The organism is Enterococcus alishanensis (assembly GCF_019218635.1).
GTDB lineage: Bacteria > Bacillota > Bacilli > Lactobacillales > Enterococcaceae > Enterococcus_A > Enterococcus_A alishanensis.
The window spans coordinates 53,293-78,293 of the sequence record NZ_JAHUZB010000003.1 but is presented as its reverse complement, the minus strand read 5'-3'; the positions used below and the strand labels follow the sequence as shown (position 1 = coordinate 78,293).

Sequence of the window (25,001 nt, the reverse complement as noted above, 5' to 3'; positions counted from 1 at the left end):
CCTCCTAACCTTTTTTCGCAATATATTGTTGAATTTCTTTTTCATAAGTCAGCTGCTGAATGTTAGCTAAAAAATCAGCTTCTTTGGCGATTTCGTATAATTTCGTGACTGCTTTCATATGACTTTTTTTATCTTTCGGTGCGACGATGACAATCACATCGACCGTTAAATTTTCCGAAAAATGAATCGGCTGATGGAGCTTTAATAACGACATCCCGACTTTATAGACGCCATCTTCTGGGCCAGCATGAGGAATTGCGACGCCAGGTGCGATGACAAAATAAGGAAATTCTGGATCATAGTTTTCAATAATCGTCTCCAAATAATCTTTGTGGATATATCCTTGATTGACTAGCGGTTTGCCGGCAATTCTGATAGCTTCGGCTAGCGAATCAGCCTTCGGATAAATTTGAATATGGGAAACTGGCAATAATTCCGCCAGCTCTGGATCGTTTTGGCTTTTATTCACTTCCAAAGTGACATTGTTGGTTAAAATATAATTTTGCAAATCATCAACTAAACGCTGAAGATCCGTGACTTCACTGTTTTGTTGGATAATATTTACCAGTTGCGTCACCATCTGATGATTATGATTGCTGGTATTTGGTTGGAAATTAATTCGATTAGTGACTTCATTTTTCAGATTAATTTTTTCTTCATTGCTAAGAAAATGATTGATAAGAAAAACTTCTTTGTTAGTTTTTAGCGGCACCGTTGAAAAAACCACGTCGACTTGGCTCAAATCTTCTTTATAAAACTCTCTTAATGAGACATTTTTGGCGAAACGAATGTTATTGAACAACAGTTTTAATTCGCCAAACAGCAATTTTGAGACCGAAATTCCATGCTGACAAACCACGATCGCATCAATCGTGCGCTTGGTTTGTTTTTCCAATTCTTCACTGACAAAACTCAGTAAAATAATCGACAGATAAATCAATTCACCTTCTGGAAAAGTGATCTTTAAGTATTTTTCAATTCCAGAAATCGAACGTTTCACTAGCGGATGAATATATTCATAATCATCGACGGCTTTCACACTTAAAACTTCATTGTCTGGCAAACCAAATCTAATTCGATAATACGCCGGAATCAAATGTTGATACAAAGCTTGTTCTAACTGGCATTTATCTTTAATATTGGTGATCCCTAACACTTCAAAACTATTAATAAAGCGAATAATTTCTTGCTCCAGCTGCGGATCTTGATAATTCGAGCGAATCTTAATCAAATTGGTGCTCAACAGCTGAATTGAAATAAAATGAATCTCGTTGATGCTGTCTTGCCCCATTAAAAAGGGCGACAACGCCGTGCCGATTTTTTGATAAAAATCCGGCTCCACCATACGAATATAACCATCTAACAAACCATTCTCTAACGTATTGCCCTGTTTAAAGCGATAGATACACATGGCAATCGTCAAATATAAATCAGTTCGTTTAAACTCAGTAAATTCTAAATCCAAATCCTCTTCCAAAACCTCGATTTTTTGCTTCAAAGTTTCAAAAATTTGCGGATCCATCTTAATCACTTGCAAAATTACTTTTAATTTCGTGGCACTATCTTCAAACTTGCGGATAAATTTAATCCCCAAACGGCGAATGTCACTTTCTTTCCCTTTCAAGAAAAACCCGGTCTTTCGGGAAAAAGAAAGCTCAATCTGCAACTCATCTAAATAGTCAGTTTGGAGTTTCTTCTTATCTTTAATCACCGTGTTTTTACTTATCTTTAGCCGCTCGGCCAAAGATTGCAACGTCTCGTGATGATGAAACAAGACGGCTAAATATAAGACAATTAGCCGCTGTTCATCACTAAAATGGAGCTCGGCGACAACACTTTTTAAATACGTTCTGATCTTTTTTTCTTCACCATCAAAAGTTAAGAAAATTCCGACTTTTTTAATGCTACCTAGTTGATTTAATTGGAGTTCCTGATTAATTTTTCTAATCCGATAATCAAGTTTCCCTTTCGTCAAACTGAATTTTCTTTCCAGTGAAGTCAGACTGTTGTTGCGATTTGACAAAATCATTTCTAAAAGTTGCACCGCCAAAACATCCATTGGTCTTCCCTCCTTGTTACTGTTAAAGCTTTATTATAATCTAATCAACATATCGCTCACGTTGGTTTCAAAATAATCGTTCAAAACTTCTTTTAGCAAATACGGCGAGCGAGGAATCGCATCAATCGTGTCTCCTGCAATATGAGAAGTGATCACAATATTATCTAAAGCCAACAATGGGTCGTCTTTTTTAATTGGCTCTTCCCAAACAACGTCCAGCGCAGCACCAGAAATTTTATAATTCTTCAAAGTTTCCACCAAATCGGCTTTATTGACGATATCTGGCCGTGCTGTATTTATCAAATAGGATGACGGTGGCATCAGATCAAATAAATCTCGGTTAATCATATTTTTCGTCTCAGGCGTCACTCGCACATGCAGCGAAACAATATCTGCTGTGCGGAATAAATCTGGCAAGTCGACAAACGTAATCTGCAATCCTTCTGCGGCGATTTTTTCTTGGTCGACAAATGGATCATACGCCAAAACTTCTACGCCTAAAGCATTCAAACGCTTCACAACTAGTTTGCCAATGTATCCTAAACCGACTAAACCGACTTTTAAATTCGCCAAAGTTGTTTTGTAAGGATCATTGGGGAACTGTTTCGGCCAAGCGCCCTGCATCACTTGCTGATGAGCAAAAGCAATATTTCGTGTAATCGCATACATCAAACCAATCGTGAAATCCGCGACTGGCTCGGCATTACGAATCACGTGAATCAAAGGAATTTCTCGCTTCTTGACTTCATCAGTGGCGATATGTTCCAAACCACCGCGACAAGTGCCGATTAATTTTAACTGCGGTGCAGCTGCCAGCATTGCTTTTGAAATCGGCGCGATATGCACCAATAAATAATCCGCTGTGGCTAATGCTTCCAAAATACCTTCAGGAATTTCCACCGCTTCTGGTCCTTTTTGCTCAATCAATTTAATTTTTTCTTGAAACTGTTCCTTATTTAAATCGGCATACCAGTTAAATTTTTCTATTTCAATTGGTTGTGGGACATTTAGTTGTTGCGCGGCATCGACTAAAGTTTCCCCACTGACTAAACCATCTCCAACTACGACAATTTTGCTCATCTAAACTGCGGCTCCTTTCTCAGCCAAAATTCCGGCTTCTTCTTCCATTTTTGCCATGCTTTCCAAGTAGGCGTGGATTGATTCTTTTTTGATTCTGACAAATAGATACAAAATAATGTAAACTACCACGGTAAGTCCGATCCAGAGTGGATTTTGCGTCATAAAGATCAAGAATAAAATCCCCATAATATGATTGGTCATCACAGCAAAACTACAAATCATCAACGCACCTTCTGGTAAATTCACACCAACATCAACCGCAACTTGGGTAAAAATTGGTGCCACTGCAGTAATAATATACAAACCACCAACACACCAAATCGTGCCACTAATCAATGATTTAAAAATATTCCCATTTGAAATACAAATAATTAATTCAATCATATAAGGAATTGCAATCAAATCGACCATTGGCAAAGTTTGGTTACCAGGTAAGAAAATCGCCAAAAGCAACACGATTGGAATCAATAACATCCCCGTTAAAAGAGTTGCTGTTTCACCATAACCCGCCGCATCATTGATCGCTAAATACCATACACGGTCTTTGCCGCCAGAAGATTTTGCGGTGCCTTTTGATGCATCGGTAATCGCTGTAAATGCCGAAGCAAAAATCCCAGCAATTTTCGGGAAGATCGCCATAATTGCTGAAGTCGAAATCCCGATAATCATAATTTCGCCCCAACCAGTCAAACTATCTAGCCGCATGAAGTTGCCGGCCATCCCTAAACATAAGCCTAAAACAAAGCCTAAAGAAGTTGGTTCTCCTAAAAAGCCTAATTTATCTTGCAAAGTTTCTGGATTCCAACGAACTTTATTAGCACCTAATTTTGTCAACAGAAAATCCATCAATAAAGCTAAAGGTACCGAACAAATATGATGTGGCGCACTCATGGTACAACGAGGATAACCATAGTAAATTGACCATCTTTTCGCCACAATTTCGGTAAAAGTTAAACAGTAAAGATTAGATAAGACCATCAAACCAATTGACAACCACAAATTGCCGGTAGAAATATACAACATCGAACCCCAAAGCATGAAAGAATAATTATTCCACAAATCAGACGGCATAAAAATATCGGTAAATTTAATAATAAATAAAACTGCCTGTAATACTAAACCTAGCGCCAAGAAAATCATACCGACCTGTGTCGAGTAAGCCACCACACTTGTCGCCTGCCAACCAGTATCCAAAATCCTTAAATTTACACCAGTTGTTTCCACCATCCGATTAATCGCGGGTGTCACAATCGGCGTGTACGCACCGATAATCATATTAAAACCAGTCAATCCGATTCCGGCATTCAACGCTGCATTAAACGCTTTTTTTGGCTTCACTTTCATGATTAAAGCAATAAAAAAGATAATCACTGGTACAACGATTGCCGCACCAAAGGCATCCATTATAGATGATAAAATATTTAGCATGTCATCGATCCTTCTTTCTTAATTTTCTATACATCTAAGCTATTTACTTCATTTAATAAAGCTTCAAAAAATTCTTCTTCCCCCATACCTGAAAGTAAAGCCACCGCATTAATAGTTGGTAACTCATATTTGCGCTTTAATGGACTCGTGTGAACAATAATGTCCCATTTGCCGCTGGCTAGTTGTTCATCGACGCCACCAGGATTGACTTCCACCGTGCTGGCTTTATAACCATGCTCTTCTAAAAAATCTTTTACTTTTCCAGCTACCATCGAACTAGTAACAGTGCCAGAACCACAGACTGAAATGATATTAAATTTTTTTGCCATTTTTATTTCCTCCTAATTTTTTGAAATTTATTTTTTACTCCGGGCTTCTAAAATTCCTGCTTTTGGAGTCACACCAAATTGATCGGCTAAATCCCACAATTGATCACTAGTAATTTTCTGTTTGAAGCCACCTGGAACACCGACAACTTTCATATAAATGTCCGCCGCTTTTTCCACCGTTTCCACTAAACCAAACGCATCATCCATCGATTGTCCAGCGCCCATAATCCCATGATGTGGCCAAATAACAACACGTGAATCGTGCATTTTTTCCGCCGAAGCCAAACCAAGTTTCACTGTGCCAGCTACCATCCAAGGTAAAACAGAAACACCATCAGGGAACACCACTAAACATTCAGTAATCATTTCCCATAAAGAACGGGTAAATTTATTTTCATCTAAATCATGCACAAAAGTCATCGCCGACACCGCAATTGAATGACAGTGTAGAATCACTCGATGATTTTTATCTTCTGCTAAACGAACCGCGTGGCATTTTAGATGTGAAGCAAATTCACTGGTTGGTAAGCCGCCCCCTTCTAGGCCCCACAATACTTTGTAGCTACTGCCAGTTCCATCTAATTTAACAATCGCTAAATTCTTTGTCGGATTTTGGCAAATATTTTTAAAGTAGCTACCCGAAGCGGAAACTAAAAAGATTCGGTTCGCCAATTCCGGCACTTCAAAATCTAATTGTTTTTGATTAATCGCCGCATCAATATCTAAATATAAACGAACTTCCTCTTCATCTAAAAGGTAACTAATATTTCCACCATTTCTTTCGTCCCAACCGTTTTTCCATAAATTTTCGGTCACTTCCTGCATTTCTTTAATAAAAGGTGCTTGATAAATATCATGGATAATCATTCTTTTTCCTCACTTTCTTTTTTAAAAAAATTTGTGATTAAGTTAAAGATCTCAGTTTCATTTTCCTTACTAGCTAAATCCAGCATGGCTGCCTGATCCATAAACATTGCCATTAAATTTTGCAACAAGGTGAGTTGATCTTCCCCCTTGTTAAAGCCTAGAAAAAAAGCATAATCTGCATTGATGAATTGATCCGTAGTCCCCATTTGTCCAAATTTTACGGGATGTGCTAATTTTAAAATATAAATAAAAGGTTCTTTAATATGATTCGGATCTGTATGCGGGATCGCTACAGCACAAGTTGGGGTTTGCAAACCCGTCGGATATTCCGCTTCTCTTTGAATAATGGCATCGCTGTAGCTTTCATTAATAAAATTTTCCGCCAATAATTTTTGTTCAACAAATTGAACCAATGATTCAAAATTCTCATTCCCTTGATAAATATCGACTAATTTGGGATGAAAGAGACTATTAGTGATAAACATTTGACTTACCTCCCTTCAACTTGAACCAAGTTTAGCATGGCTATTTTACAAAAAGTATCCGCTTTCATCACAAAAAAAACTTTCTACTGATAAAAAAGTGTGATCTAGTTATCGACGTTTTTTTCCACTGGCTATTTTGGAGAACAAAAAAAGACCTTGAAAAATTTCAAAGTCTTTCTAATTTAATACTATGCAATACCCACTAAAGACAACACAATTCCCAATGCTACTACTAGCGCAATCAATAAAGCAAAATTCATTTTTTTCTTAGATAGCAACCAGAAACACAATAGAGTGAACAGTAATGGAATAATACCAACAAATATTTGGTCTAGTACTTCTTGAATAACTAATTCCTGTCCGCCGCCTAAATTAAATTTTAAGCTCGATTGAAATGAGACGTTACTTGCAGTCATTCCGCCAATCATAATCAAACCTAAGATACTCGCCGCTTTTGTTAACACGCTGATCATGCCGGACGCATATAATTCCTCAATATATTTAGCACCGACAGAAAAACCAAATTTAGTCAGCGACCAACGGGTAATTAATGATGGAATATTGTAAACCAATAGAAAAATAATCGGTGCCAAAGGATTTCCTTGTTCTCCAAATGTCATAGCTATCCCAGCTGCGACTACTCGTAAAACGCCCCAAAATAATGTGTCACCTATTCCTGAAAATGGTCCCATCAAGCTAGCTTTTACAGTATTAATCGAGGAAGCATCAAAATCTTCTTTTTCGCTATTTTCTTTTTCCATTGAAGCTGCAAGTCCCATAATGAAAGTACCGACATTTGAAGTCGCATTGTACCAAGTAATATGTCGCTCTAAAGCAGCAATGCGATCCTCTTTTTTATCATAGTACTTATTGATAAAGGGCATCATGGCATAACAGAAGCCACTCCCACCTTGTTTCGCATAATTAAAAGGGGCAAACACGGTAAAAGATCTAAAAAAGATGGATCGTAACATTTTTTGTTCATCTGCTGAAATTGTTGCTGTTTGATTGCTCATGCTAAAAAGTCCTCCTCTTCCATTTCTGCTGAATCACCAGTAGCTGCTGTTGCCACCCCTGAGTTTTTCATTTTTAAAAAGTCTTGATCAATGCTTACTTGGATCACTGCTGCGATGATTCCTAAAGTAGCTACCGCAATCAATGGTAATTTCAGATAGGCTACACAAACAAAACCTAGCAAATAATAAACCGCTAATTTGTTTGACCAAACCATTTTCAATAGCATCGCGAAACCAACTGCCGGCAATAATCCAGCTACGACACCTAAACCATTTGTAATAAATTCTGGCAAACTATTAACAAAATTTGAAACCGGTGTTGCTCCTGCTAAAACGGATACAAAAATTACTACTGAAAAAATAATATATTTCAAAAACCAGACACCGTAATGCAAGAATACAATTCTTTTTTCATCGCCAGCTGCAGCTGCTTTATCAAACGCGCCTCCAAAACCTGAGCATAAAATATTGACACCAATTTCTAAAAGGCCACCTAAAAGTCCTAATGGTACAGCAATTGCCAAAGCGAATTTTTGATCGCCGCCACTTAAGATCGCAAAAGCAATAGCCAAGGTCGTTCCAAATGAAGGATTCAAAGAAACCGCCCCACCGACATTTACAGCACCGATAAATAGTGCTTGTAAGGCGGCACCTAAAATTAAACCTGTCTGTAAATCACCTAATAATAAACCGACTAAAGCACCAACAACAATGGGTTGATCGGCCATATTTTGTGCCAATAACCAATTCCCACCAAAACAAATGAAATAAGCAATGGCACACAGTAAAGCTGCTGTTAAAGTAGTCATGTCGCTTTTCCTCCTTCTTACATCATATCTTCAAGTTTTTTTGCACTATTATCTGGAATAATTTGGTGAACTACTTTTAGATTTGGAATCTTCAATAAACGATCGAGGGCTTCGCTTTCTGCTTTACTTAATAAAATTGAAGAACCGATTGCCAATTTTTCTTCTTTTGGAACACCATCGAAACGGCCAACATTGGCTAAGTTGACTCTTTCAACTAATGTTCCTAAAGCTTGGGCTAATTTTTCTGCATCGGTCACATTACCTACAATCACCATTAAATCTGCTTCTTTCGCTTTTGGATTGTCAAAAAAGGTAACTGTATCTTCAACTGAACGAATCAACGCTTTTACATCTGATGGCAATGCCATTTTTAATGACATTTGTTGCGTCTTATCTTGACTTGCCCCATCATTGGCCACAATAATACGATTCACACCTAATGCTTTAGGCCACGTTAAAGCAATTTGTCCATGAATTAACCGATCATCTACTCTTAAATCTTTAATCATTAGTACCACTCCTTTTTAAATAAAATCATCTTCATCATCTTCAGTCATATCTATGTGAACCAGTGATAGTTCTTGACGACACTTTTCAACTAACTCTTCTACCATTGAACTATTTAATGTCTCACCAGCCAGAATAATTTCTAGCAAAATAGGTAAATTAAAGCCTGTAATCAGTTGAAAATCATACTTGTTTTTATAATTCACCATTTTTTGATTCACACTACCGCCATATAAATCAGTAAAAACAATGTACTCATCTTGATCGTTATATTTTTCAAAAAAATCATCTATTTTTTCTGTATAATCGGTATCATCCACATAGGCATCGATCACAGTAATTTCCGACCGTTCGCCAATTAACAAGTTTAAACTTCCCTGAATACCTGACGCGAAAGTGCTATGAGTTGCAATTAGAATATTACGCATTTTTTACCTCCTGTTTCATTTCATTGGTTATAGAAAAATTCCTAACTTTACGCCGTCCATCTGAATATTTGTTTCCATTGCTTCATTAATATCTGCCAAATCAAAACGATGAGTAATGATTTCGTTTATTGGTAAATTTTGTTGCTTCGCTTCTTTTAAAAATTCACACGCTTGAATCCAGTCAATTGATTGGTACGTCCACGAGCCCACTACTTTAATTTCTTTATTGCAAATATCTAAATGGGGATTATAAGTTGCCTCACCGTTATCAACAAAGAAACCCAATTCACACATTCCTCCAGCACGACGAACATATTTCCAAATGGCTGCTGCAGCTTTAGGTGAACCCGTACATTGAAAGGCAAAGTCAGCACCTTTTCCATTTGTTAAAGCTTTTACTTCAGCGACAGGATCATCACTTTCAGCTATATTAACCGTCCAATGGGCTCCTAATTTTTTAGCCAAAGCTAAACGATTTTTGTCGCCATCAACAGCAATGATATTTCTGACACCCATAGTTCTGACTAAAGTTAATAGTAACAACCCAATTGGTCCGCAACCTTGAATAACTACATTTGAATGATGCTTAAAATTTGTAATCTCTTTGGCTTTTTCTACAGCATGAACTACGACAGCAGCAGGTTCGATCAGCATTCGCAAGTCTAAATCCATATCGCTAACGTTGAAAATAACACTGTTAGGATTGATTTTAATATATTCACCAAACCAACCATTTAAGAAATGCTCTTCCCCTGGCAGCAACCCATAAATCGCACCATTCTCACACAAATGCAGGTTTTCAGGATCATTTAAACAAGTGTCGCATTCACCACAAGGTTTTAAACCAGTCACAATTTTGTCGCCCACTTTTAATGGTTTGCCATAATAATCTTCGGTTACATTTTTTCCAATTTTAATGATTTCTCCGGTTCCTTCATGCCCTAGATGGATCGGAATATAATTAAATGGATCTCCTTTGTATTCATGGACATCAGTCCCACAAATACCACATGCTTCAACTTTTACTAAAAGCTCATCCTCATTAATTTCTGGAATCTCAACTTCTTTAAGTTCGATTGTTTTTTCACCAGTCAAAACAGCAATTTTACTAGATTTTGTCATCAGATTTCCTCCTTATGCCTTATTAGATGATCCAAACACACGAATTTTTGCAGCAATATTTTCTTTAACTAGTTCGATTGTCTTCATGTCTACATCAAATAGAAAAGCATCACTATTTTTGTTTAAATAATCTCGTAAACCATTCGTGACTTCGTATGACATGGTGGAATAATAATTGATTTTAGTAATCCCATTTTTTATCGATTCACGATATTCTTCATCTTTCAAACCAGAACCACCGTGCATGACCAATGGTTTGTTGGTTTTATCATGAATTTCTTTAATTCGTTGATAATTCAAATGAGGTTCAGCTTTATATAATCCATGAACTGTACCAAAAGCAATCGCTAGTGCATCCACGTCAGTAGCTTTAACAAATTCCGCTGCTTCTGCAACATTAGTGTAAGTATCATCCATCTGGTCATAATCTAAAGCACCACTGCCGTCTTCTGCGTTCATGATTCCCAATTCAGCTTCCACCGAGACATTTAATGCTCGAGCAATTTCCAAGACTTGATTGGTCCGCGTGATATTTTCTTTAAAAGGTTGGGTCGATGCGTCTACCATGACAGAGGTAAAACCTAAGTGCATGGCCTTAACAATTGTGTCAAAATTTTCACCATGATCTAAATGGACAACTACCGGTACCTTGGCTGTCTGTGCCAGTTGCAAATACATCGATGCCGCCTGCTCCAAAGAAATGTATTGTCCATGAACCTCCGCAAATTGCAAAATCACTGGTGCGTTTTCAGCTTCTGCAGCTGCAATAATTCCTCGCGCTGTATTTAAATCAGTCGCATTAAAAGCTCCTACAGCATATTTTTCAGTTTTAGCCTTTTCTAATACCGTTTTTAAATTTACTAACATTACTTCAACTTCCCTTCAAAAAGTTTGTGTTCTTTTTTACAAGGTCAGAATACCATAGAAAAATACGCTTACATTCAAATGAAAAGCAAGAAGGATTTCAGTCAAAAAAAATGCCCTAACATGACTGAACTTAGTCACATTGAGGCATTACATTATAAAATTTCTATTTATCCGCTATTTTTCACCCTTCAAATTTGAAATTTGGCAGGTTTTAATCATTCCAATAAATTAATTCATAGTCTAAACCATTCTCCTCCGGCATAAATTTAGCTGCTGGTTTTTTATCCGTAATCATGTAATCAATTTTTTGTGCTGGCACACTTTGGAAAGTATAATGCTTATCAAATTTAGAATAATCTAACAATAAAGCCACCTTTTGACTGTTAGCAATCACTGTTTTTTTGATCCCTGCCTCTGATTCTAAAATATCTGATGCGCCAAACAGATTGTCATAACCACGACAAGAAACAAAGGCAAAATCTACCTGTAACTCCCGCAAAAGCTTCTCACTTAATGAACCACCTACCTTACCATCAGTTACTAAACCACCTATACAATACACATTATTTTTCGGCTGACTGTCTATTTCTAACGCTGTCATCAAATTAGGAGTAATAACTTTGACGTTTTCTCTATTTTTACCAATTTTTTCAGCTAAAAAACGACTGGTTGAGCTAGCATCTAAAAAGACTGTCGAATAATCCTCGATAAAATCAATCGCTAATTCAGCGATCAAGCTTTTTTCTTCGGTATTGATTTTGTATTTTATTAAATAGGGATTTTCAATCAAATTATCTTTGATTAAAACTGCCCCGCCGGCTGTTCTTTTTACTAATTTTAATTTTTCTAAAGCTGTTAAATCTCGTCGAATCGTACTTTCACTATAATGCAACTGAGTAACCAAACCTGCTACTGAGACATACTTCTTTTGGTTCAATATTCTAATAATCGCTTCCTGTCTACTTTTCATTCTTACACCTCATATTTTGTTTTTTAGAATAATACTATAGACTGAACAGAAAACCAATAGAAAATAAGTCTCTTTATGATTCATATGGAAAAATCCCTATTCAACAAATTTTTTTATACTCTTGTGGATATTTTCATATTTGATAGAAAAATTTGATTAAGTATAATTGTGCTATCATTTGTTATTTTAGAAATTATTAATCAAATAAAAAAACCAAACAGCTAGAAAAAAATCCCTAACTGTTTGTCCTCATTTATGATTACTAAAAAGTATTTTGCTAAAGCTGATTACTCACCCATCACCATCACGTAACAAGTTCGATTTCGTTCTCTGTTTTGATCAAAATCAATGAAATAAACCGAACCAACCTCGCCGGTCATAATCTTTCCCTCGGATACTACAAAGGTTTCACTGGCGCCAAAAAATGATGCACGAATGTGAGCATCACCATTTAATATGGTCGAAGGATCGCCTTGGTAATCAGGATTTTGGATTGCCAATAAAAAATCTAAATGTTTCGGTCCAGGATAACGATATCCCGTATCCTCTGATAGCTCACGAGGAACGATTTTATCTAAAATTCGGTTTAAATCGACTTGTAAATATTCGTCACCGTTCCAATCTAAATCATGCATAAATTCTTCAAAAATAACTGAACAAGTAGTATGTGGTGATTGGACCACACACATTCCGTTGGTGATACCACTATTAGCCACCAGTTCTTTGATTTCTTTGGTAATGTTATGATAACTCACTCTTCGACCATTGGAACGCAGTGTTAAAGCTTCTTTTTTGAAAATCATTAATTGGCCTCCTTTTTATATTTTGCGACTGTTACAATCATTTCTTCGGCTATTTTTAAAGGATTTTCAGCTGCTACAATGCCACTTGTGCCACCGGTGGCATCAGCTCCTGATTTTAAAGCTTTTTCTACATCTGCGACTGTTGAAATGCCGGCACCTTGTAGAATTAAAATATCAGGATTCACTTGACGAACGGCTTCGTTGGTTTGTTTCATATAGTCAACATCACTAGATTTTCCAGTTCCGATTAATTCAGTTGGTTCACACACCATCATATCTGGTGCTAATGTAGCGATTGTTTGAGCTTCCGCGATCGAGTTGGCGCAGGCAATCGTTAAAATTCCCAGAGCTTGTGCTCGTTTGATGGCATTGACCAAATCTTCTACCATCATGGGATGTTCGGCGTGGTTTAAAAAGGTTGCTTCCGCGCCAGCAGCTAAAATACTTTCCGGCAATATTTTTCCCATACCGCGACCGATTTGATGTCCATCCATATGCTGAGCAGTGACAAATAAGTGCTGAACAGCTTGGCTTACGCGATACAAATCGGCATGTTGGCAAGTAAACAAGACATCCACATCATACTTTTCAGCTAATTGATCTAAAGCAATCGCAAATTGAACAGCTTCTTCACCAAATAAGTAAGATTTAGGATTCACCGAAAAAAAGGGTGTTCGCAAGGTTCGTTTTGACATTTAAACGCCTCCAGTCTAATGAAATAGATTGAAGTAAAAATTTTTACATTCTTACTTCAATCTCCTCTTTATTCTTTTAATTTTGCTTCGATTTCTTGATACATCGCATCAGCACCAATACCCGTCAATAAAGGAATGCCCATGATGACTTTGTCTTTGATTTTATCTGGCACAACAGTGGTCGTTACAACCACATCATAGTCATCAATTTTGTTGACTTCATCTGCAACTTTTGATTGGTATAATTTGACTTCATTTTCTAAGCCTTTTTCCTTCAGCCATTCTTTCATTTTGCCCGTTACAACAGTCGAAGTTGCTACACCGGTGCCACACATAATCAGTAATTTTTTCATTTAAAACAGTCCTCTCAAATTTGTCTTATGCATTTTGACTTTGTTTTTTTGGTAAAACTTTATTCACGTAAATCATTAAGGCTAAAATAACAATTCCAATGGCAATTAATCCACCCCAGCTAAATAATTTCGTCAAGCCCACATACATCCAAGTTGTCCATAGACCACCTTCTGCTAGAGCTGTAATTGACGCTTGTCCTTGTAAATCAAAGCTGGCTGCTTTTGCTGCACTAGTTACTAATGGTGCTACCCATGAAGTAATGTATAAAATTGAAGCCATATACATGGTTCCCGCAATAATTGTCCGAATAATATTGCCATTAAAAACGGCTGCCATTAAACAAACTAGAAATGGAATCGTCGCCAAGTCACCAAATGGTAAAGTGGTATTGCCTGGTAAAATAACTGCTAAGAAAATTGTAATCGGCACTAAAATTAAAGAAGATGACAAAACTGCCGGATGTCCAACTGATAACGCCGCATCCATCCCGATATATAATTCTCGCCCTGGAAAACGTTTTTGGACAAATGTATTGGCTGCTTCTGAAATAGGTGTCAAACCTTCCATCAATAATGAAACCATCCGCGGCATAATCACCATCACTGCACTGGTTTGGATCGCTAATTGTCCAATGCCGGCAACATCATACCCAGCTAAAATACCCATTGCTAACCCGATAATAAAACCCATTACAGTGGAATCACCAAAGACACCAAATTTTTCTTGAATCGTTTCTGGATCGGCCTTCCAATTTTTAATCCCCGGAATTCGATCAAACAACCAATTAAACGGTAAAGCAATAATAAAACCGGGAATCGCTGTTCCGTGAGGGAAAGTAATATTTGGAAAACTATAAAATTTATTAATAACAGGACCAAGAATATCACCAAATACTAAAATCATCATCGTGTAAATAACAGTCGCTGCAATCCCCATCGCAAAATTATTGGTTAAAGCATAGACCAATGAAGCGATAAAAGCTGCATGCCAAAGATTCCAAACATCGACATTTAAAGTCTTCGTTAAACCAACAACAATCAAAATTACATTTAAAGCAACCGCAATCGGAATCGCTAAAGAACCTAAAATCGTACCATAAGAAATCGCGGCAGCTGCCGGCCAACCTACATCGATCGTTGTTAAGTTCAGCCCAAAGCGTTCTACCATCGCTTGTGCGGCGGGTCCTAAACTATTGGTTAATAAATCGATCACCAAGTTCAAGCCGACAAATCCGACACCCACCGTTAATGCGGCCGAGAAAGCTTTCCCCGGTTTTGTTCCTAAAGCCAAACCAAAAATAAATATCAAAATCGGTAACACAACTGTTGCACCTAAATCGACAAACCACTGTAATGCATCTAACATAATTTTCCCCTCCTTGATTAATAAAGCCCACTTTCATGAATGATTGATAAATAATCGGCTGTTTGATCAACCGCTAATAATTGCTGTAAAACTCCTTCTTTTTGAAACATCGCAATCAAATTTTGAAGCATTGTTAGTTGTTGATGTGGTTCTTTTAAAGCTAGCATGAAGATAATTTGGACTTTCACCGGTTGATCGGTGGTACCCATTTGAAAAAAGCTGACTGGTTGTTTTAAAGATAAGAAACCAACTTGTGAACGATGAACAAATTCGCTATCGGTATGAGGTAATGCCACACCAATACCATTCACATCTAACCCTGTTGGAAAAGCCTCCTCTCTTTTTAAAATATTCTGATAAAAATCAGTCGTCACAAGTTTTTTTTCTTGAAAGACTTCCGCCAGACTTTTTAACGCCTCCGCAGCTGAGTCTGCTTCTTGCTGAAACAAAGTAATCTCTTCATTAAAAAACTCAGTCATAATTGTCATTCCTCTCTGAACGTAGAATTTGAATAATTTCCGTAGCCGATTCACAAGCAATCAGTTGCTGGATTTTTGCTTGGGAACTTAAAATGTTGTAAATAGAGGCCAGCATATTTTTTGCAACTGGCATGTCCTCTTCAGAAATCGCTAATAAAACAACTAAACGAATCTCTGTCTCGCCCCATTTAATTGGTTTTTTTAAAGTGATAATGGCGGCTTTGGTGGCTAAAACTGTCTCGGGGCTGGCATGAGGAATCGCCACGCCAGTACTCAATCCCGTTGAGCCTAATTTTTCTCGTTCAAAAATCGCTTCTTTAAAAGCTTCTGTCACGTAGCCTTTTAAGTGAAATTGCTGATTTAAAAACAACAGTACTTCTGCTTGGCTTGCCAATGTTAAATTTAAAAAAATCAACTGCGGATCTAAGACCGTCGAAATCGAATAAGAAGTTGAATAAATTGCTTTTGTCTTGAAACTTTTTTCTTTGGCGACGATTTGGGATAATTGTTTAATAATGGCATTGATTTCTTCATAAGTTGGCAAAGCAGAAACATAAGCAACTGGAATGCCTTGGGTATCGGACAACTTAATAGCAGTGATAATTAAATCAACATCTTTTAAAGTTTTTTCTTGATACTCTTGATAATCCACCACTTCAATAATGTTGACTGTCGGCAGATTTTGCCGAATCCGTTGGTAAATTAATTGAGAAGTCCCTAAACCTGTTGGACAGACAATTAAGATATGTTTGGCCGAACGAATTTTTTCAAAGGCCAGTTGAAAATGAATCGTTAAAAAACTAATTTCGTCGTCGGTTAATTTAATCTCGAAAATATCTTCAATTACAGCAACACCATATTTAACTAAAGTGAACATGGTTGAATATTGGGCAATAATTTGTTCTTTTAAAGGATTCTTTATTTCAACCCCAATTTGTAAACGAAAAATCATCGGCGAAATATGGGCACTAAGAGAATTAAACAAGCGTTCATCATGACTCAAATCAGCATCAATCAACAACGACATGCGGGCAATTAACTTTTTCACCCCATCAGTAATCGTCTCGTTTGATTCCTGAAAATTTGGTTCAATCCCATGGGCGACTAAAAATGAACACAAATAATAAATATCCGACTTAGAAAAAATAATATTCATTTCTCGGCTGCATTGCTCCGACAAGGCGATGGCGGTCATATACATCTGCATATTTTCCATATCACTAAATAACAAATTGGTATTTTCCCGATGATGGTGACCGATTTTGACCCGATTGATTAAAATCAGTAACTCATTTCGAAGGGAGTGAATGATATAAGCGTTAGGGAAATTCCCTTCCTGCAAACTAGTAATAAATTGTTCAACAATAGTGATAATTCCTTCATTAAACAACTCTATTTCTTGTTCATTACTGAGAGAATTAGTGGCTTGATACTTTTCCAAATAATCTTTAAAAGCCAATTGAATCCCCGCTTCATCCCCATTCACCGACAAGCCAGGAGACACTCTTTGCAAGACCAGCTGTCGTTCTGTTAAATAATCCTCAATCAAATCAATGTCTTTTTTTATCGTTTGGGTGCTAATAAAAAAATAATCAGCATATGCTTGATAACTGCAATAATCGTTTGAAAATAGCATCTCTGCAAAAATAAATAACCGCCGATACTGACCATCATAAGCATCATGACTGGTGACTATTTCACCCAACATCAGCTTTAATTTCCCACGACTCTCATCATTACCGACTAAACGAATTCCTTTTCTCGGAATTTTTTCAATCGACATTTGGTACGGTGCTAAAAATTCTTGAATATTCACCAAGTCTTTGTAAATAGTTTTTGTGGAAACTTGTAATTTTTCAGTAAAATACTGAGCAGACTGGTAACTTTTTTGGCGAATCAACATTTTCAAAAATTCTTTTTCCCTCTCTCTAAGATTCAAACTAATCACCTCTTAAGCGTTTCCATATTTTTATACTACCGTCAAAGATTACTGACGGATATTGTTTTATAGTTCCAGATTAATGTAGAACTATTGATTTTTTTGCACTTATTTCTAATAAAAATCCCCTGATTATTACTTTTTCAAAAAGCCACTTACCCTATATTTTTGTTGAAAATAAAGAAAGAGCCTCTATAAATGCTTCAATTCTGCATCTATAAATGCTCTTTCCAAGATAACAAGCGACTATTCAATTAAGATTGTTTACGGTAATCAACTGATCTTTAACGAATGGTTTTGACCTGTTCCAGATCCATATGATTTTCAAAATTGCCATATTTGAAAGAATTGGCGGGGACTATGCCGTCAGCTAGTTTTAACGTATCCACCCTGACACCGAATATTGGTAAAACCCAAAGTTTCAGGGACAGCATTTTTTACCGCATTTAGTATTCCTTTATCCGGGCAATCACGGCTTTTTCTGTTTCAATTACATCTTTTTAACCAACTCATTTCATCCCAACTTTCTTTTTTAAAAAATATTGTAATCGATTACCAATTTTTAAACAATTTGAATTTTAGCTTATAGTTGATTAAATAACAATCTTGTACCTTCCCACCAATTTGGAAACCCATTTAACTTTTCAACATATGCATCATGCATCATTCGTTACAAAACTAACGTTCCGTAAATAAAATACTAGCTTTAATAAGAGAAAACAAACTAACATAATTCCATTCAGAAACGTTTACAGAATCAATGTAACTGTCTTAATAAAACTAAGTAGCAAAAAAATATCCAAATAACATTTTTAAAACAGTATTTTATTAGCATATTGATCATCATTTTTTACTTATAGTCTCTTGTGCTATCATCTAAACATGGCCTCTAAACTTAATTTTTATTGAATAAAAATTAGAAATTTATTAAAAGTAATTTGTGCTATGATTAGAGTAATAATTTTTAAGGAGCTGAGTTATGTCTATATTAGAAGTGAAAAATCTTACCAAAACCTACGAAATAGAAGACCATCATTATAAAGCTTTGGACAATCTCACTTTTTCCGTTGAAAAAGGTGATTTCGTCGCCATTATGGGCGCTTCTGGATCAGGAAAATCTACACTACTAAATATTCTCGCAACCCTAGATCTAGCTAGCTCTGGACTCGTACTATTAGGAAATGAAGAACTATCCCAGCTATCGGAAAAACAACAAGCTGATTTTCGTAGTCGACACTTAAGCTTCATCTTCCAAAACTATAATTTGCTAGACAATTTAACTTTGCAGGAAAATATTGCTTTAGCACTAACCGTCAAAGGATATCCCAAACAAGAAATTCAGCAATTAGTTCTTGAGACTGCTGCCAAATTAGGGATTGAAGAACTACTGGCTAAATACCCTCACCAGGTTTCCGGTGGTCAACGACAGCGTTGTGCCTGTGCTCGGGCTTTAGCAACTTCACCAGATCTGATTTTAGCCGACGGGCCCACTGGAGCTTTGGATACCCAATCATCCAAACATTTGCTGACGACTTTAAAATCTATGAATGAAACACAAGGAACGACCATTTTACTAGTCACCCATGATGCCATTGCTGCCAGTTATTGCCAGCGCGTTTTATTTATACAGGACGGTCAATTCAGTAATGAACTCCACACTACAGGACAAAGTCAAAAAGAAACCTTTCACCAAATTCTGAAGTTGATGGGAGCTTTAGGAGATGATGCCCATGTATCTTAATTTAACCCTGCGCAATGCGCGACGTTCATTAAAAGATTATCTGATTTATTTAGTCACGCTAACCATACTCACTGCTATCATTTGTCTGTCCAATATCGTTTCAACTGTATCTGCCGAAACTGGAATTGAAGGCTCCTCCCTACCGGTACTGATTGTTTTGATTGCCGTAGCAATGCTTCATTACATGAATCAATTCTTCCTGAAACAGCGCTCCAGAGAATTAGCAACCTATTCTTTATTAGGCATGAGTAGAGAGCGAATCGCTCGCTTAATTTGTGCCGAATTATTTTTGTTGGGACTTATTTGCCTATTAATGGGAACTTTCTTAGGTGTTATGCTTTTTGGCATCTTTACATTTCTCGCTGATTCAACTCTTTCTTTAACTTTTTCTTTGATTAAGATTTTCTCTCAAAATCTGGGTTGCTTGTTACTGATTGAACTATTCACAGCCTTTCTGCTGCGTCAAAAAATTAAAAAGCTTCCACTAGGCCAATTGATAAATATGAAAGCGCAACAAGAAAGAAAAGAACGCTGCTCCTTTCATTTTTGGAAAAAAGCTTGTCTAATCAGTACACTGATTACAGTAATTATTAGCGGTATGATTCTATGGGATTTTGAAACCTTTGGCTATTCCCTGATTTCTATGCTGAGTATGCCACTGATTTTTGCTATTTATGCTTTTTACAAAACCGTTTTTCTCGCTTTACGAGAATATCGTCGACCAGAAAATACCGAGCTTTATGAAAATAACCGCCTACTGCGGATCAGCAAGCTATTGAGCCACCACCGTTCCAACGCGTTATTGTACACTATTCTTTCCTTGTGTCTGCTGTTTGCCTTTGTTTCTTTGAGCTTCGCTAATGCACTAAAAACGGGGCTGTTTCCATCTTTTGCAGTTTCTGACTATATGATTTTTTTACAAAATGTCCTAAGCTTCATTTTTACTTTCCTATATTTTTGTCTGCTCTCACTACTACAACTGGTAGACAGTTATCAGACTAGAAACGATTTTCGCATTTTGCATTATCTGGGCAAAGATCAGACAGCCTTAAAGAACTTTGCTCTAACAGATCTACTAACTCGTTTTTTTTTACCAGTTGTTTCATTCGCATTAATTTGTGGTCTATTACTATTGAGTATTACAGCTGGTAATTTTTCGACTATTTTGATTCAAACACTCTGGTCAAGTGCTGCTGCCTATTTTATACTCTTACTGATTTTAGGACTTTTGTTTTCCAGCGTAACCTATCAGCTGAATAGCCGAACTATCAAAGAAGTTATTCAGCCTTAAAAAGGAGAATCTAGCTACAACATTTTCTTCACTTTTCTTCTCTATAAAAGTCCTTCAAAAAGGTTAATAAGACTGTTATGATCGTCTTCTTAACCTTTTTTATAAACAAAAAAACCGAAGAATTAAATCTTCGGTTAATGTTTTTTTATTCCGCTACTCTCGCTGGTTGTAAACCTTTACGGATATAAGTTATACCAGAATAGATAACTACGACAATGATAATCCAAGTTAATACTTCAATATCTAAGCCAGTCACAAATTTCGCGGCAATGATTACGCCGATAATACCACCGATCGTGATACCTAACGAAACTTTACGGTTGTAATCCCCCGTTTTAATAAAGTTAGCTGAAGCGACTGGCATTAAGCCTGCACAAGAGCCCATCATGATTGGCATGGCAACTAAAGGACTCATCCCTAACATATAAACCATTGCCATACATGGCGCGTAAAGTCCCACACCAATCGTCATTAATGAACCTAAAATAAAGTTTCCGACAATTCCGATGACTAAAGCGCCACCAGTTAATGCTGTTGCTTCATTTCCAGCACCTAATAAATCTAACATTCCTAATTGACGTAAGGCCATTAGGATCGCTGTTACAATTAAGGCACAGCCCATGAAAAATTGGACTTTACGTTCAGGTAATTTAGTAACAAATTTTGAGCCGATAAATGAACCAGCAATTGCTGCAACAACCAGTGAAAATAACGTTAATGGAGCTACTTTTACTACTGTAATAAAGATAAAAGCTTCCATCATCACTGGAATTGCATGACTGATATTCAAAACGCCTGGTAAATGACGGTCATCGTCCAATTGTTTCGTAATTTCTAACAACATTGTAGTAGGTGCAAAACTCCCTACTCCTAAAGTATCTAAAAAGTCAGTCACAAAACCGATTGCTCCAGAGATTAACCAACTACCATTTCCCCAGTTGCCTTTGTTTTTTACCAAATCCCGAATAAAATAAAACAAATAATATACAAGTAATGCCCCTAAAAGGGTAAGTAAAGCTGCTACCATGTTCCCACTCCTCCAAATAAATTTAGCCCAAAGTAAACCCGTCCTTCAAACTATCTTTTGGATCAATCAAGAAATTATTAAAGCCAGTGATATAAGCTGAGCCAGTCACTCGCGGAATAATTCCTTTAAAGCCTTCAACTTCTGCTTCGGCTACGATTTCTCCTTTAAATTTCGTTCCCAAGATGCTTTCATATACAAAGGTGTCACCAACACCCATTTCTCCTTTACCGTACAAAGTTGCTAATTTTGCACTGGTTCCTGTGCCACATGGTGAGCGATCGACTTGCCCTTCACCAAAGACCACAACATTCCGATATTTCGCCTCTGGACTAACTCCAGGACCATAAAATTCCACTAAATCAGCGGTTTTAATATGTGCTAAGGTCGGATGTTGCATTTCAATTTGTTCATTAACAGCATCGCGAATCTTCATGCCTAATTCGCTAAATTTTGACGCGTTTTTCGGTTCGATTGTTAAGCCGAATTGTTCCGCTGGTAATAAGACAAAGAAGCTGCCACCAAAGGAAATATCGACTTTTATTTCTCCTACATCAGGAACATTTACTGAAACATTTTCTTTATATAAGAAAGATTCTACATTCTCAAATGAGACTGATTCTGCTGAATAATCTTCATCTAAATGGACCATGCCTGTCACGATCCCAGCAGGTGTATCTTGAACCACTTTGACTTCTCGGTCCCCTGGTTTTACATCCACCCAGCCAGTTTCAACCGCAGTCGTCATAGCTGCAATGGTATTGTGACCGCACATGTTTAAATAACCGCCAGCATCCATGAAAATAATGCCATAGTCGGCTTCCTCATGAACAGGTTCGCAAATAAAAGCACCAAACATCTCGTTATGTCCACGTGGTTCATGCATTAACATCGTTCGTAAATGATCTTGTTCATTTTCTAAATAAGCTCGTTTGTCAGCCATCGTTTTTCCAGGAAATTTAGGAATGCCACCGATGATTAAACGTGCGGCTTCGCCTGCTGTATGAGTGTCGATTGCTGAAATCATTTTTGATACTTTCATGATATTCCTCCAGATTATCTAATTTTCTGATCGTCTTTACGCATCTTTAATTTGATTGCAGCTAGTGCTTTGGCTGCATCGCGACGATCGATGGTATTTTCACCAACAATTTCGGTTTCAATTCCTTTTTCTGACTTATTAAAATCTAAAACATAAGGTGTATACTCATTTTCCACTACAAATTTCGCTTGTGATCCAATGAACTTGAGTCCAATCACGCTAATCTCTCGCTGACCAATTTCTGCCAGCGTGTTGGCAAAGTCCACATCCGAATTTCCCCAACCATCAGTAGAGGCAACTACGCCATTGGTCCTCATACCAGCTAACCATGCGGCGGTCCGTTGTCCCACCAAATATTTCATGGCATTGTCTTGCGGTGTTCCCACCACAATGACTCCTTGAAAATCAATATCAGGGTCACCGGCTAATAAATCAACTAGCGGATCTTGAAAATGGTGTAAAGATGTCTCTTTTGTCGATGGTCCAATCCCCATAAGCTGTACCTCTTTTCAAAAACTAAACCATTGAACGCAATGCCCCGTCTCGATATTCGTTGGCACTTAAAAAGACTGGCATGTTGTTCATATCAATAATTGATTGACCACCCTTAAAACCACTAGGCTCATCAGGAAAAAGTAACATATCATACATGGCGCCTTGTCCAGCTACTTGTTTGACTAGGCTGACTTTGGGTTTTCCTGGGTGCTGTTCTTCTTTGTATTCGTAACTTTCAATCGCTTGATTGCCTGACAACAGTTTTAATTCTTCCCGAATTTCTTGAATATATTGATCAACAATTTCGAACATTTTTAAAGCCAAGGCACGATTAAAAGCCGTCCCAGCTTTTGCCAGACAGTCAATCAATATTATATGATCACTGGATTTTGGTGTACCAACACGATCAAACATCATGTTTTCCGCCAATATTCCTTCTGAAGAACCGAATTCATGCATCTGTTCCCCAGCACAAATAGCACCAGTCATCACAACGGTCACACCGGTTAAAGTGTGGGTAATTCCGGCACCTAGCCGTCCCAATACCTTCGTGGAGATCGGAATGACATCCATGATGGTATTGGTGACAATGTGTGTCTGGCCAGGGGCGAGAAGTTTTACCGTTAATGATTCAAGATCGGGGCAGTCGGTCTCAAAGTCTTCTTTTAGCTGCAAGCTGTCAGGGGTTAATTTTAGCTTTTTCCCCGTTGTCATTTGCTGAATGTGAAAGACTTTGATTTTTAATGTATCGTCTGCCATAAGCCTACTCCTTAGACGTGAGCGATATACTCGTAAGGTAATGGAACGATCTTGCCTGGTGTTTCGATTGATACTAAGTTTCTTAAGGTATCATGTAAAATACCTAATTGCATTTCGATGTTGTTCGGTTCACCTGCGTTAGCACCCATCGGCACGCGTGGGGCAACGGCTCTTGGTGAACCATTTTGCCGTACTACTGGTGGTAATGCGGCAATTAAAATTGTAGGAATCCCGGCTTCCTCAATAGCTCTCTGCACGATCACGGCAGTTCTATGACAGGTTCCTCAGCCAGCGGTTAAGACAACTGCATCTACGTCTTCTTCCACTAATTTTTGAGCGATCTCTGGTCCAGTTACATCGTGAAAGGCTTCTTGGTCGCCCCCGCCGCCCATAAACCCATAATGGATTGGTGCAGCTTCTTTGATGAAACCTTCTTTAACTAAATCGTGTAACCGATCAATTGGAAACATCGCATTGATATCGCGGTTTACATCGGCATTATCGTACCCACCGTGTGAAACCATTAAATCACTTGTTGGAGTTGTATCAGGAATTTCCCGATAACTAGTATCCCCTGCAAGGTTGAATCTTTTATCAGATTTTAAATGTACGCCGGCAGCTGTTGCCAAAGCGATACGCATATCTTTAAGCTCTTTTTTAACTGGGGTGAAGACAGATTTCGGCGTAATTGGCACGAAAATTTCTGACTGTAACCCTTCAAAGACTGTTAAGCCCATCGTTTAATTCTCCTCTCTTGCTTCTCGTCGTTTTTGATTTTCTAGGCGACGTTTTTCGTGTTCATAGATTGCCGTTTTATAATGCTCATTCGGCGCTTCTTCCAACACTTCTGGATAACTCATTAAAAAGCCGACTTCTTGGCCGATTTCTAAATCGTACTCAGAAATAATCATTCTCCTAGGAATCTTTAATTGTCCTAGACGACCTTTAATGTCAATCGTGACACTGGCGTCGTGGACTTCTACAATGATACCCTCAAACATTTGCTCAGTTGAGGTGTATTTGAGTTTATCTATTCCATCCATAAGT

The 25,001-nt window shown here is 37.5% G+C and carries 28 protein-coding genes; 2 read left to right on the top strand and 26 right to left on the bottom strand.

Annotation, left to right across the window (positions count from 1 at the left end):
- Positions 1-4: 4 nt before the first annotated feature.
- The 19 genes from KUA55_RS07245 to KUA55_RS07155 all read right to left on the bottom strand — a co-directional run bounded on the left by KUA55_RS07245 (position 5) and on the right by KUA55_RS07155 (position 17,602).
- Positions 5-2,059: a BglG family transcription antiterminator gene (locus tag KUA55_RS07245; RefSeq protein WP_218325534.1), complete on the bottom strand. Its 2,055-nt coding sequence runs from the start codon at positions 2,057-2,059 to the stop codon at positions 5-7.
- Positions 2,060-2,092: 33 nt separating this feature from the next.
- Positions 2,093-3,139 carry a 2-hydroxyacid dehydrogenase gene (locus tag KUA55_RS07240; protein WP_218325533.1) on the bottom strand — a complete coding sequence of 349 codons (1,047 nt, stop codon included), beginning with the start codon at positions 3,137-3,139 and terminating at the stop codon, positions 2,093-2,095.
- A complete protein-coding gene (locus KUA55_RS07235; RefSeq protein ID WP_218325532.1) occupies positions 3,140-4,567 on the bottom strand; it encodes a PTS galactitol transporter subunit IIC in 1,428 nt (475 codons plus the stop codon).
- 26 nt (positions 4,568-4,593) lie between these two features.
- Entirely contained in the window at positions 4,594-4,896 is a 303-nt protein-coding gene (locus KUA55_RS07230; RefSeq protein ID WP_218325531.1) for a PTS sugar transporter subunit IIB, read from the bottom strand.
- Positions 4,897-4,923: 27 nt separating this feature from the next.
- Positions 4,924-5,763 (bottom strand): rhamnulose-1-phosphate aldolase, encoded by an 840-nt coding sequence (rhaD, locus tag KUA55_RS07225; protein ID WP_218325530.1) that lies wholly within the window; start codon positions 5,761-5,763, stop codon positions 4,924-4,926.
- Positions 5,760-6,248, bottom strand: a complete 489-nt coding sequence (locus tag KUA55_RS07220) for a PTS sugar transporter subunit IIA (RefSeq protein WP_218325529.1) — start codon at positions 6,246-6,248, stop codon at positions 5,760-5,762. Before KUA55_RS07220 ends, rhaD begins: the two co-directional genes overlap by 4 nt.
- Positions 6,249-6,436: 188 nt before the next feature.
- Positions 6,437-7,264 (bottom strand): PTS system mannose/fructose/sorbose family transporter subunit IID, encoded by an 828-nt coding sequence (locus KUA55_RS07215; RefSeq protein WP_218325528.1) that lies wholly within the window; start codon positions 7,262-7,264, stop codon positions 6,437-6,439.
- On the bottom strand, positions 7,261-8,073 hold the full coding sequence (locus KUA55_RS07210; RefSeq protein ID WP_218325527.1) for a PTS mannose/fructose/sorbose/N-acetylgalactosamine transporter subunit IIC: 813 nt from the start codon (positions 8,071-8,073) through the stop codon (positions 7,261-7,263). The genes KUA55_RS07215 and KUA55_RS07210 overlap by 4 nt, the downstream gene beginning before the upstream one ends.
- A gap of 17 nt (positions 8,074-8,090) precedes the next feature.
- Positions 8,091-8,582 (bottom strand): PTS sugar transporter subunit IIB, encoded by a 492-nt coding sequence (locus tag KUA55_RS07205; RefSeq protein WP_218325526.1) that lies wholly within the window; start codon positions 8,580-8,582, stop codon positions 8,091-8,093.
- A 15-nt stretch (positions 8,583-8,597) separates the two neighbouring features.
- Positions 8,598-9,008 carry a PTS sugar transporter subunit IIA gene (locus tag KUA55_RS07200; RefSeq protein WP_218325525.1) on the bottom strand — a complete coding sequence of 137 codons (411 nt, stop codon included), beginning with the start codon at positions 9,006-9,008 and terminating at the stop codon, positions 8,598-8,600.
- 27 nt (positions 9,009-9,035) lie between these two features.
- On the bottom strand, positions 9,036-10,130 hold the full coding sequence (locus KUA55_RS07195; protein WP_218325524.1) for a zinc-dependent alcohol dehydrogenase: 1,095 nt from the start codon (positions 10,128-10,130) through the stop codon (positions 9,036-9,038).
- Positions 10,131-10,142: 12 nt separating this feature from the next.
- On the bottom strand, positions 10,143-10,997 hold the full coding sequence (locus tag KUA55_RS07190) for a class II fructose-bisphosphate aldolase (RefSeq protein ID WP_218325523.1): 855 nt from the start codon (positions 10,995-10,997) through the stop codon (positions 10,143-10,145).
- Between the two features lie 211 nt (positions 10,998-11,208).
- The gene (locus KUA55_RS07185; protein WP_218325522.1) at positions 11,209-11,967 is read right to left on the bottom strand and encodes a DeoR/GlpR family DNA-binding transcription regulator; all 759 of its coding nucleotides are present in this window, start codon (positions 11,965-11,967) and stop codon (positions 11,209-11,211) included.
- A 287-nt stretch (positions 11,968-12,254) separates the two neighbouring features.
- Positions 12,255-12,770 carry a YjbQ family protein gene (locus KUA55_RS07180; RefSeq protein WP_218325521.1) on the bottom strand — a complete coding sequence of 172 codons (516 nt, stop codon included), beginning with the start codon at positions 12,768-12,770 and terminating at the stop codon, positions 12,255-12,257.
- A complete protein-coding gene (locus KUA55_RS07175) occupies positions 12,770-13,465 on the bottom strand; it encodes a triose-phosphate isomerase (protein WP_218325520.1) in 696 nt (231 codons plus the stop codon). The genes KUA55_RS07180 and KUA55_RS07175 overlap by 1 nt, the downstream gene beginning before the upstream one ends.
- 68 nt (positions 13,466-13,533) lie before the next feature.
- Entirely contained in the window at positions 13,534-13,818 is a 285-nt protein-coding gene (locus tag KUA55_RS07170; RefSeq protein ID WP_218325519.1) for a PTS sugar transporter subunit IIB, read from the bottom strand.
- A gap of 25 nt (positions 13,819-13,843) precedes the next feature.
- Positions 13,844-15,184 (bottom strand): PTS galactitol transporter subunit IIC, encoded by a 1,341-nt coding sequence (locus tag KUA55_RS07165; protein ID WP_218325518.1) that lies wholly within the window; start codon positions 15,182-15,184, stop codon positions 13,844-13,846.
- A 17-nt stretch (positions 15,185-15,201) separates the two neighbouring features.
- Complete coding sequence (locus KUA55_RS07160) at positions 15,202-15,663, bottom strand: PTS sugar transporter subunit IIA (RefSeq protein ID WP_218325517.1); 462 nt, start codon at positions 15,661-15,663, stop codon at positions 15,202-15,204.
- A complete protein-coding gene (locus KUA55_RS07155) occupies positions 15,656-17,602 on the bottom strand; it encodes a BglG family transcription antiterminator (RefSeq protein ID WP_218325516.1) in 1,947 nt (648 codons plus the stop codon). The genes KUA55_RS07160 and KUA55_RS07155 overlap by 8 nt, the downstream gene beginning before the upstream one ends.
- Positions 17,603-18,581: 979 nt before the next feature.
- On the opposite strand from KUA55_RS07155, the gene KUA55_RS07150 reads away from it, so the two are divergent.
- Positions 18,582-19,343 (top strand): ABC transporter ATP-binding protein, encoded by a 762-nt coding sequence (locus KUA55_RS07150; protein WP_218325515.1) that lies wholly within the window; start codon positions 18,582-18,584, stop codon positions 19,341-19,343.
- Complete coding sequence (locus KUA55_RS07145; RefSeq protein ID WP_218325514.1) at positions 19,333-20,634, top strand: FtsX-like permease family protein; 1,302 nt, start codon at positions 19,333-19,335, stop codon at positions 20,632-20,634. Before KUA55_RS07150 ends, KUA55_RS07145 begins: the two co-directional genes overlap by 11 nt.
- A gap of 145 nt (positions 20,635-20,779) precedes the next feature.
- Here the strand turns inward: KUA55_RS07145 and KUA55_RS07140 are convergent, their stop codons facing one another.
- The 7 genes from KUA55_RS07140 to KUA55_RS07110 are packed head-to-tail and all read right to left on the bottom strand — an operon-like array spanning position 20,780 to position 24,997.
- Positions 20,780-21,661, bottom strand: coding sequence for a sulfite exporter TauE/SafE family protein (locus KUA55_RS07140; RefSeq protein ID WP_218325513.1), 882 nt, complete (start codon positions 21,659-21,661; stop codon positions 20,780-20,782).
- A 22-nt stretch (positions 21,662-21,683) separates the two neighbouring features.
- Positions 21,684-22,700: a proline racemase family protein gene (locus KUA55_RS07135; protein WP_218325512.1), complete on the bottom strand. Its 1,017-nt coding sequence runs from the start codon at positions 22,698-22,700 to the stop codon at positions 21,684-21,686.
- A 14-nt stretch (positions 22,701-22,714) separates the two neighbouring features.
- Positions 22,715-23,194: a glycine/sarcosine/betaine reductase component B subunit gene (locus KUA55_RS07130; RefSeq protein WP_218325511.1), complete on the bottom strand. Its 480-nt coding sequence runs from the start codon at positions 23,192-23,194 to the stop codon at positions 22,715-22,717.
- Between the two features lie 22 nt (positions 23,195-23,216).
- Positions 23,217-23,954, bottom strand: a complete 738-nt coding sequence (gene prdD, locus KUA55_RS07125; protein ID WP_218325510.1) for a proline reductase cluster protein PrdD — start codon at positions 23,952-23,954, stop codon at positions 23,217-23,219.
- A gap of 11 nt (positions 23,955-23,965) precedes the next feature.
- The gene (locus tag KUA55_RS18860; protein WP_218325509.1) at positions 23,966-24,211 is read right to left on the bottom strand and encodes a hypothetical protein; all 246 of its coding nucleotides are present in this window, start codon (positions 24,209-24,211) and stop codon (positions 23,966-23,968) included.
- Positions 24,212-24,238: 27 nt separating this feature from the next.
- Positions 24,239-24,691, bottom strand: a complete 453-nt coding sequence (locus KUA55_RS18855) for a glycine/sarcosine/betaine reductase selenoprotein B family protein (RefSeq protein ID WP_218325508.1) — start codon at positions 24,689-24,691, stop codon at positions 24,239-24,241.
- 3 nt (positions 24,692-24,694) lie between these two features.
- A complete protein-coding gene (locus KUA55_RS07110) occupies positions 24,695-24,997 on the bottom strand; it encodes a CBO2463/CBO2479 domain-containing protein (RefSeq protein WP_218325507.1) in 303 nt (100 codons plus the stop codon).
- Positions 24,998-25,001: the final 4 nt, after the last annotated feature.

What these genes read in the sequence shown, in the direction of transcription:
- KUA55_RS07245 (WP_218325534.1), bottom strand. Translation starts at nt 2,059, where the DNA reads ATGGATGTTTTGGCGGTGCAACTTTTAGAAATGATTTTGTCAAATCGC.
- KUA55_RS07240 (WP_218325533.1), bottom strand. Translation starts at nt 3,139, where the DNA reads ATGAGCAAAATTGTCGTAGTTGGAGATGGTTTAGTCAGTGGGGAAACT.
- KUA55_RS07235 (WP_218325532.1), bottom strand. Translation starts at nt 4,567, where the DNA reads ATGCTAAATATTTTATCATCTATAATGGATGCCTTTGGTGCGGCAATC.
- KUA55_RS07230 (WP_218325531.1), bottom strand. Translation starts at nt 4,896, where the DNA reads ATGGCAAAAAAATTTAATATCATTTCAGTCTGTGGTTCTGGCACTGTT.
- rhaD (WP_218325530.1), bottom strand. Translation starts at nt 5,763, where the DNA reads ATGATTATCCATGATATTTATCAAGCACCTTTTATTAAAGAAATGCAG.
- KUA55_RS07220 (WP_218325529.1), bottom strand. Translation starts at nt 6,248, where the DNA reads ATGTTTATCACTAATAGTCTCTTTCATCCCAAATTAGTCGATATTTAT.
- KUA55_RS07215 (WP_218325528.1), bottom strand. Translation starts at nt 7,264, where the DNA reads ATGAGCAATCAAACAGCAACAATTTCAGCAGATGAACAAAAAATGTTA.
- KUA55_RS07210 (WP_218325527.1), bottom strand. Translation starts at nt 8,073, where the DNA reads ATGACTACTTTAACAGCAGCTTTACTGTGTGCCATTGCTTATTTCATT.
- KUA55_RS07205 (WP_218325526.1), bottom strand. Translation starts at nt 8,582, where the DNA reads ATGATTAAAGATTTAAGAGTAGATGATCGGTTAATTCATGGACAAATT.
- KUA55_RS07200 (WP_218325525.1), bottom strand. Translation starts at nt 9,008, where the DNA reads ATGCGTAATATTCTAATTGCAACTCATAGCACTTTCGCGTCAGGTATT.
- KUA55_RS07195 (WP_218325524.1), bottom strand. Translation starts at nt 10,130, where the DNA reads ATGACAAAATCTAGTAAAATTGCTGTTTTGACTGGTGAAAAAACAATC.
- KUA55_RS07190 (WP_218325523.1), bottom strand. Translation starts at nt 10,997, where the DNA reads ATGTTAGTAAATTTAAAAACGGTATTAGAAAAGGCTAAAACTGAAAAA.
- KUA55_RS07185 (WP_218325522.1), bottom strand. Translation starts at nt 11,967, where the DNA reads ATGAAAAGTAGACAGGAAGCGATTATTAGAATATTGAACCAAAAGAAG.
- KUA55_RS07180 (WP_218325521.1), bottom strand. Translation starts at nt 12,770, where the DNA reads ATGATTTTCAAAAAAGAAGCTTTAACACTGCGTTCCAATGGTCGAAGA.
- KUA55_RS07175 (WP_218325520.1), bottom strand. Translation starts at nt 13,465, where the DNA reads ATGTCAAAACGAACCTTGCGAACACCCTTTTTTTCGGTGAATCCTAAA.
- KUA55_RS07170 (WP_218325519.1), bottom strand. Translation starts at nt 13,818, where the DNA reads ATGAAAAAATTACTGATTATGTGTGGCACCGGTGTAGCAACTTCGACT.
- KUA55_RS07165 (WP_218325518.1), bottom strand. Translation starts at nt 15,184, where the DNA reads ATGTTAGATGCATTACAGTGGTTTGTCGATTTAGGTGCAACAGTTGTG.
- KUA55_RS07160 (WP_218325517.1), bottom strand. Translation starts at nt 15,663, where the DNA reads ATGACTGAGTTTTTTAATGAAGAGATTACTTTGTTTCAGCAAGAAGCA.
- KUA55_RS07150 (WP_218325515.1), top strand. Translation starts at nt 18,582, where the DNA reads ATGTCTATATTAGAAGTGAAAAATCTTACCAAAACCTACGAAATAGAA.
- KUA55_RS07145 (WP_218325514.1), top strand. Translation starts at nt 19,333, where the DNA reads ATGTATCTTAATTTAACCCTGCGCAATGCGCGACGTTCATTAAAAGAT.
- KUA55_RS07140 (WP_218325513.1), bottom strand. Translation starts at nt 21,661, where the DNA reads ATGGTAGCAGCTTTACTTACCCTTTTAGGGGCATTACTTGTATATTAT.
- KUA55_RS07135 (WP_218325512.1), bottom strand. Translation starts at nt 22,700, where the DNA reads ATGAAAGTATCAAAAATGATTTCAGCAATCGACACTCATACAGCAGGC.
- KUA55_RS07130 (WP_218325511.1), bottom strand. Translation starts at nt 23,194, where the DNA reads ATGGGGATTGGACCATCGACAAAAGAGACATCTTTACACCATTTTCAA.
- prdD (WP_218325510.1), bottom strand. Translation starts at nt 23,954, where the DNA reads ATGGCAGACGATACATTAAAAATCAAAGTCTTTCACATTCAGCAAATG.
- KUA55_RS18855 (WP_218325508.1), bottom strand. Translation starts at nt 24,691, where the DNA reads ATGGGCTTAACAGTCTTTGAAGGGTTACAGTCAGAAATTTTCGTGCCA.
- KUA55_RS07110 (WP_218325507.1), bottom strand. Translation starts at nt 24,997, where the DNA reads ATGGATGGAATAGATAAACTCAAATACACCTCAACTGAGCAAATGTTT.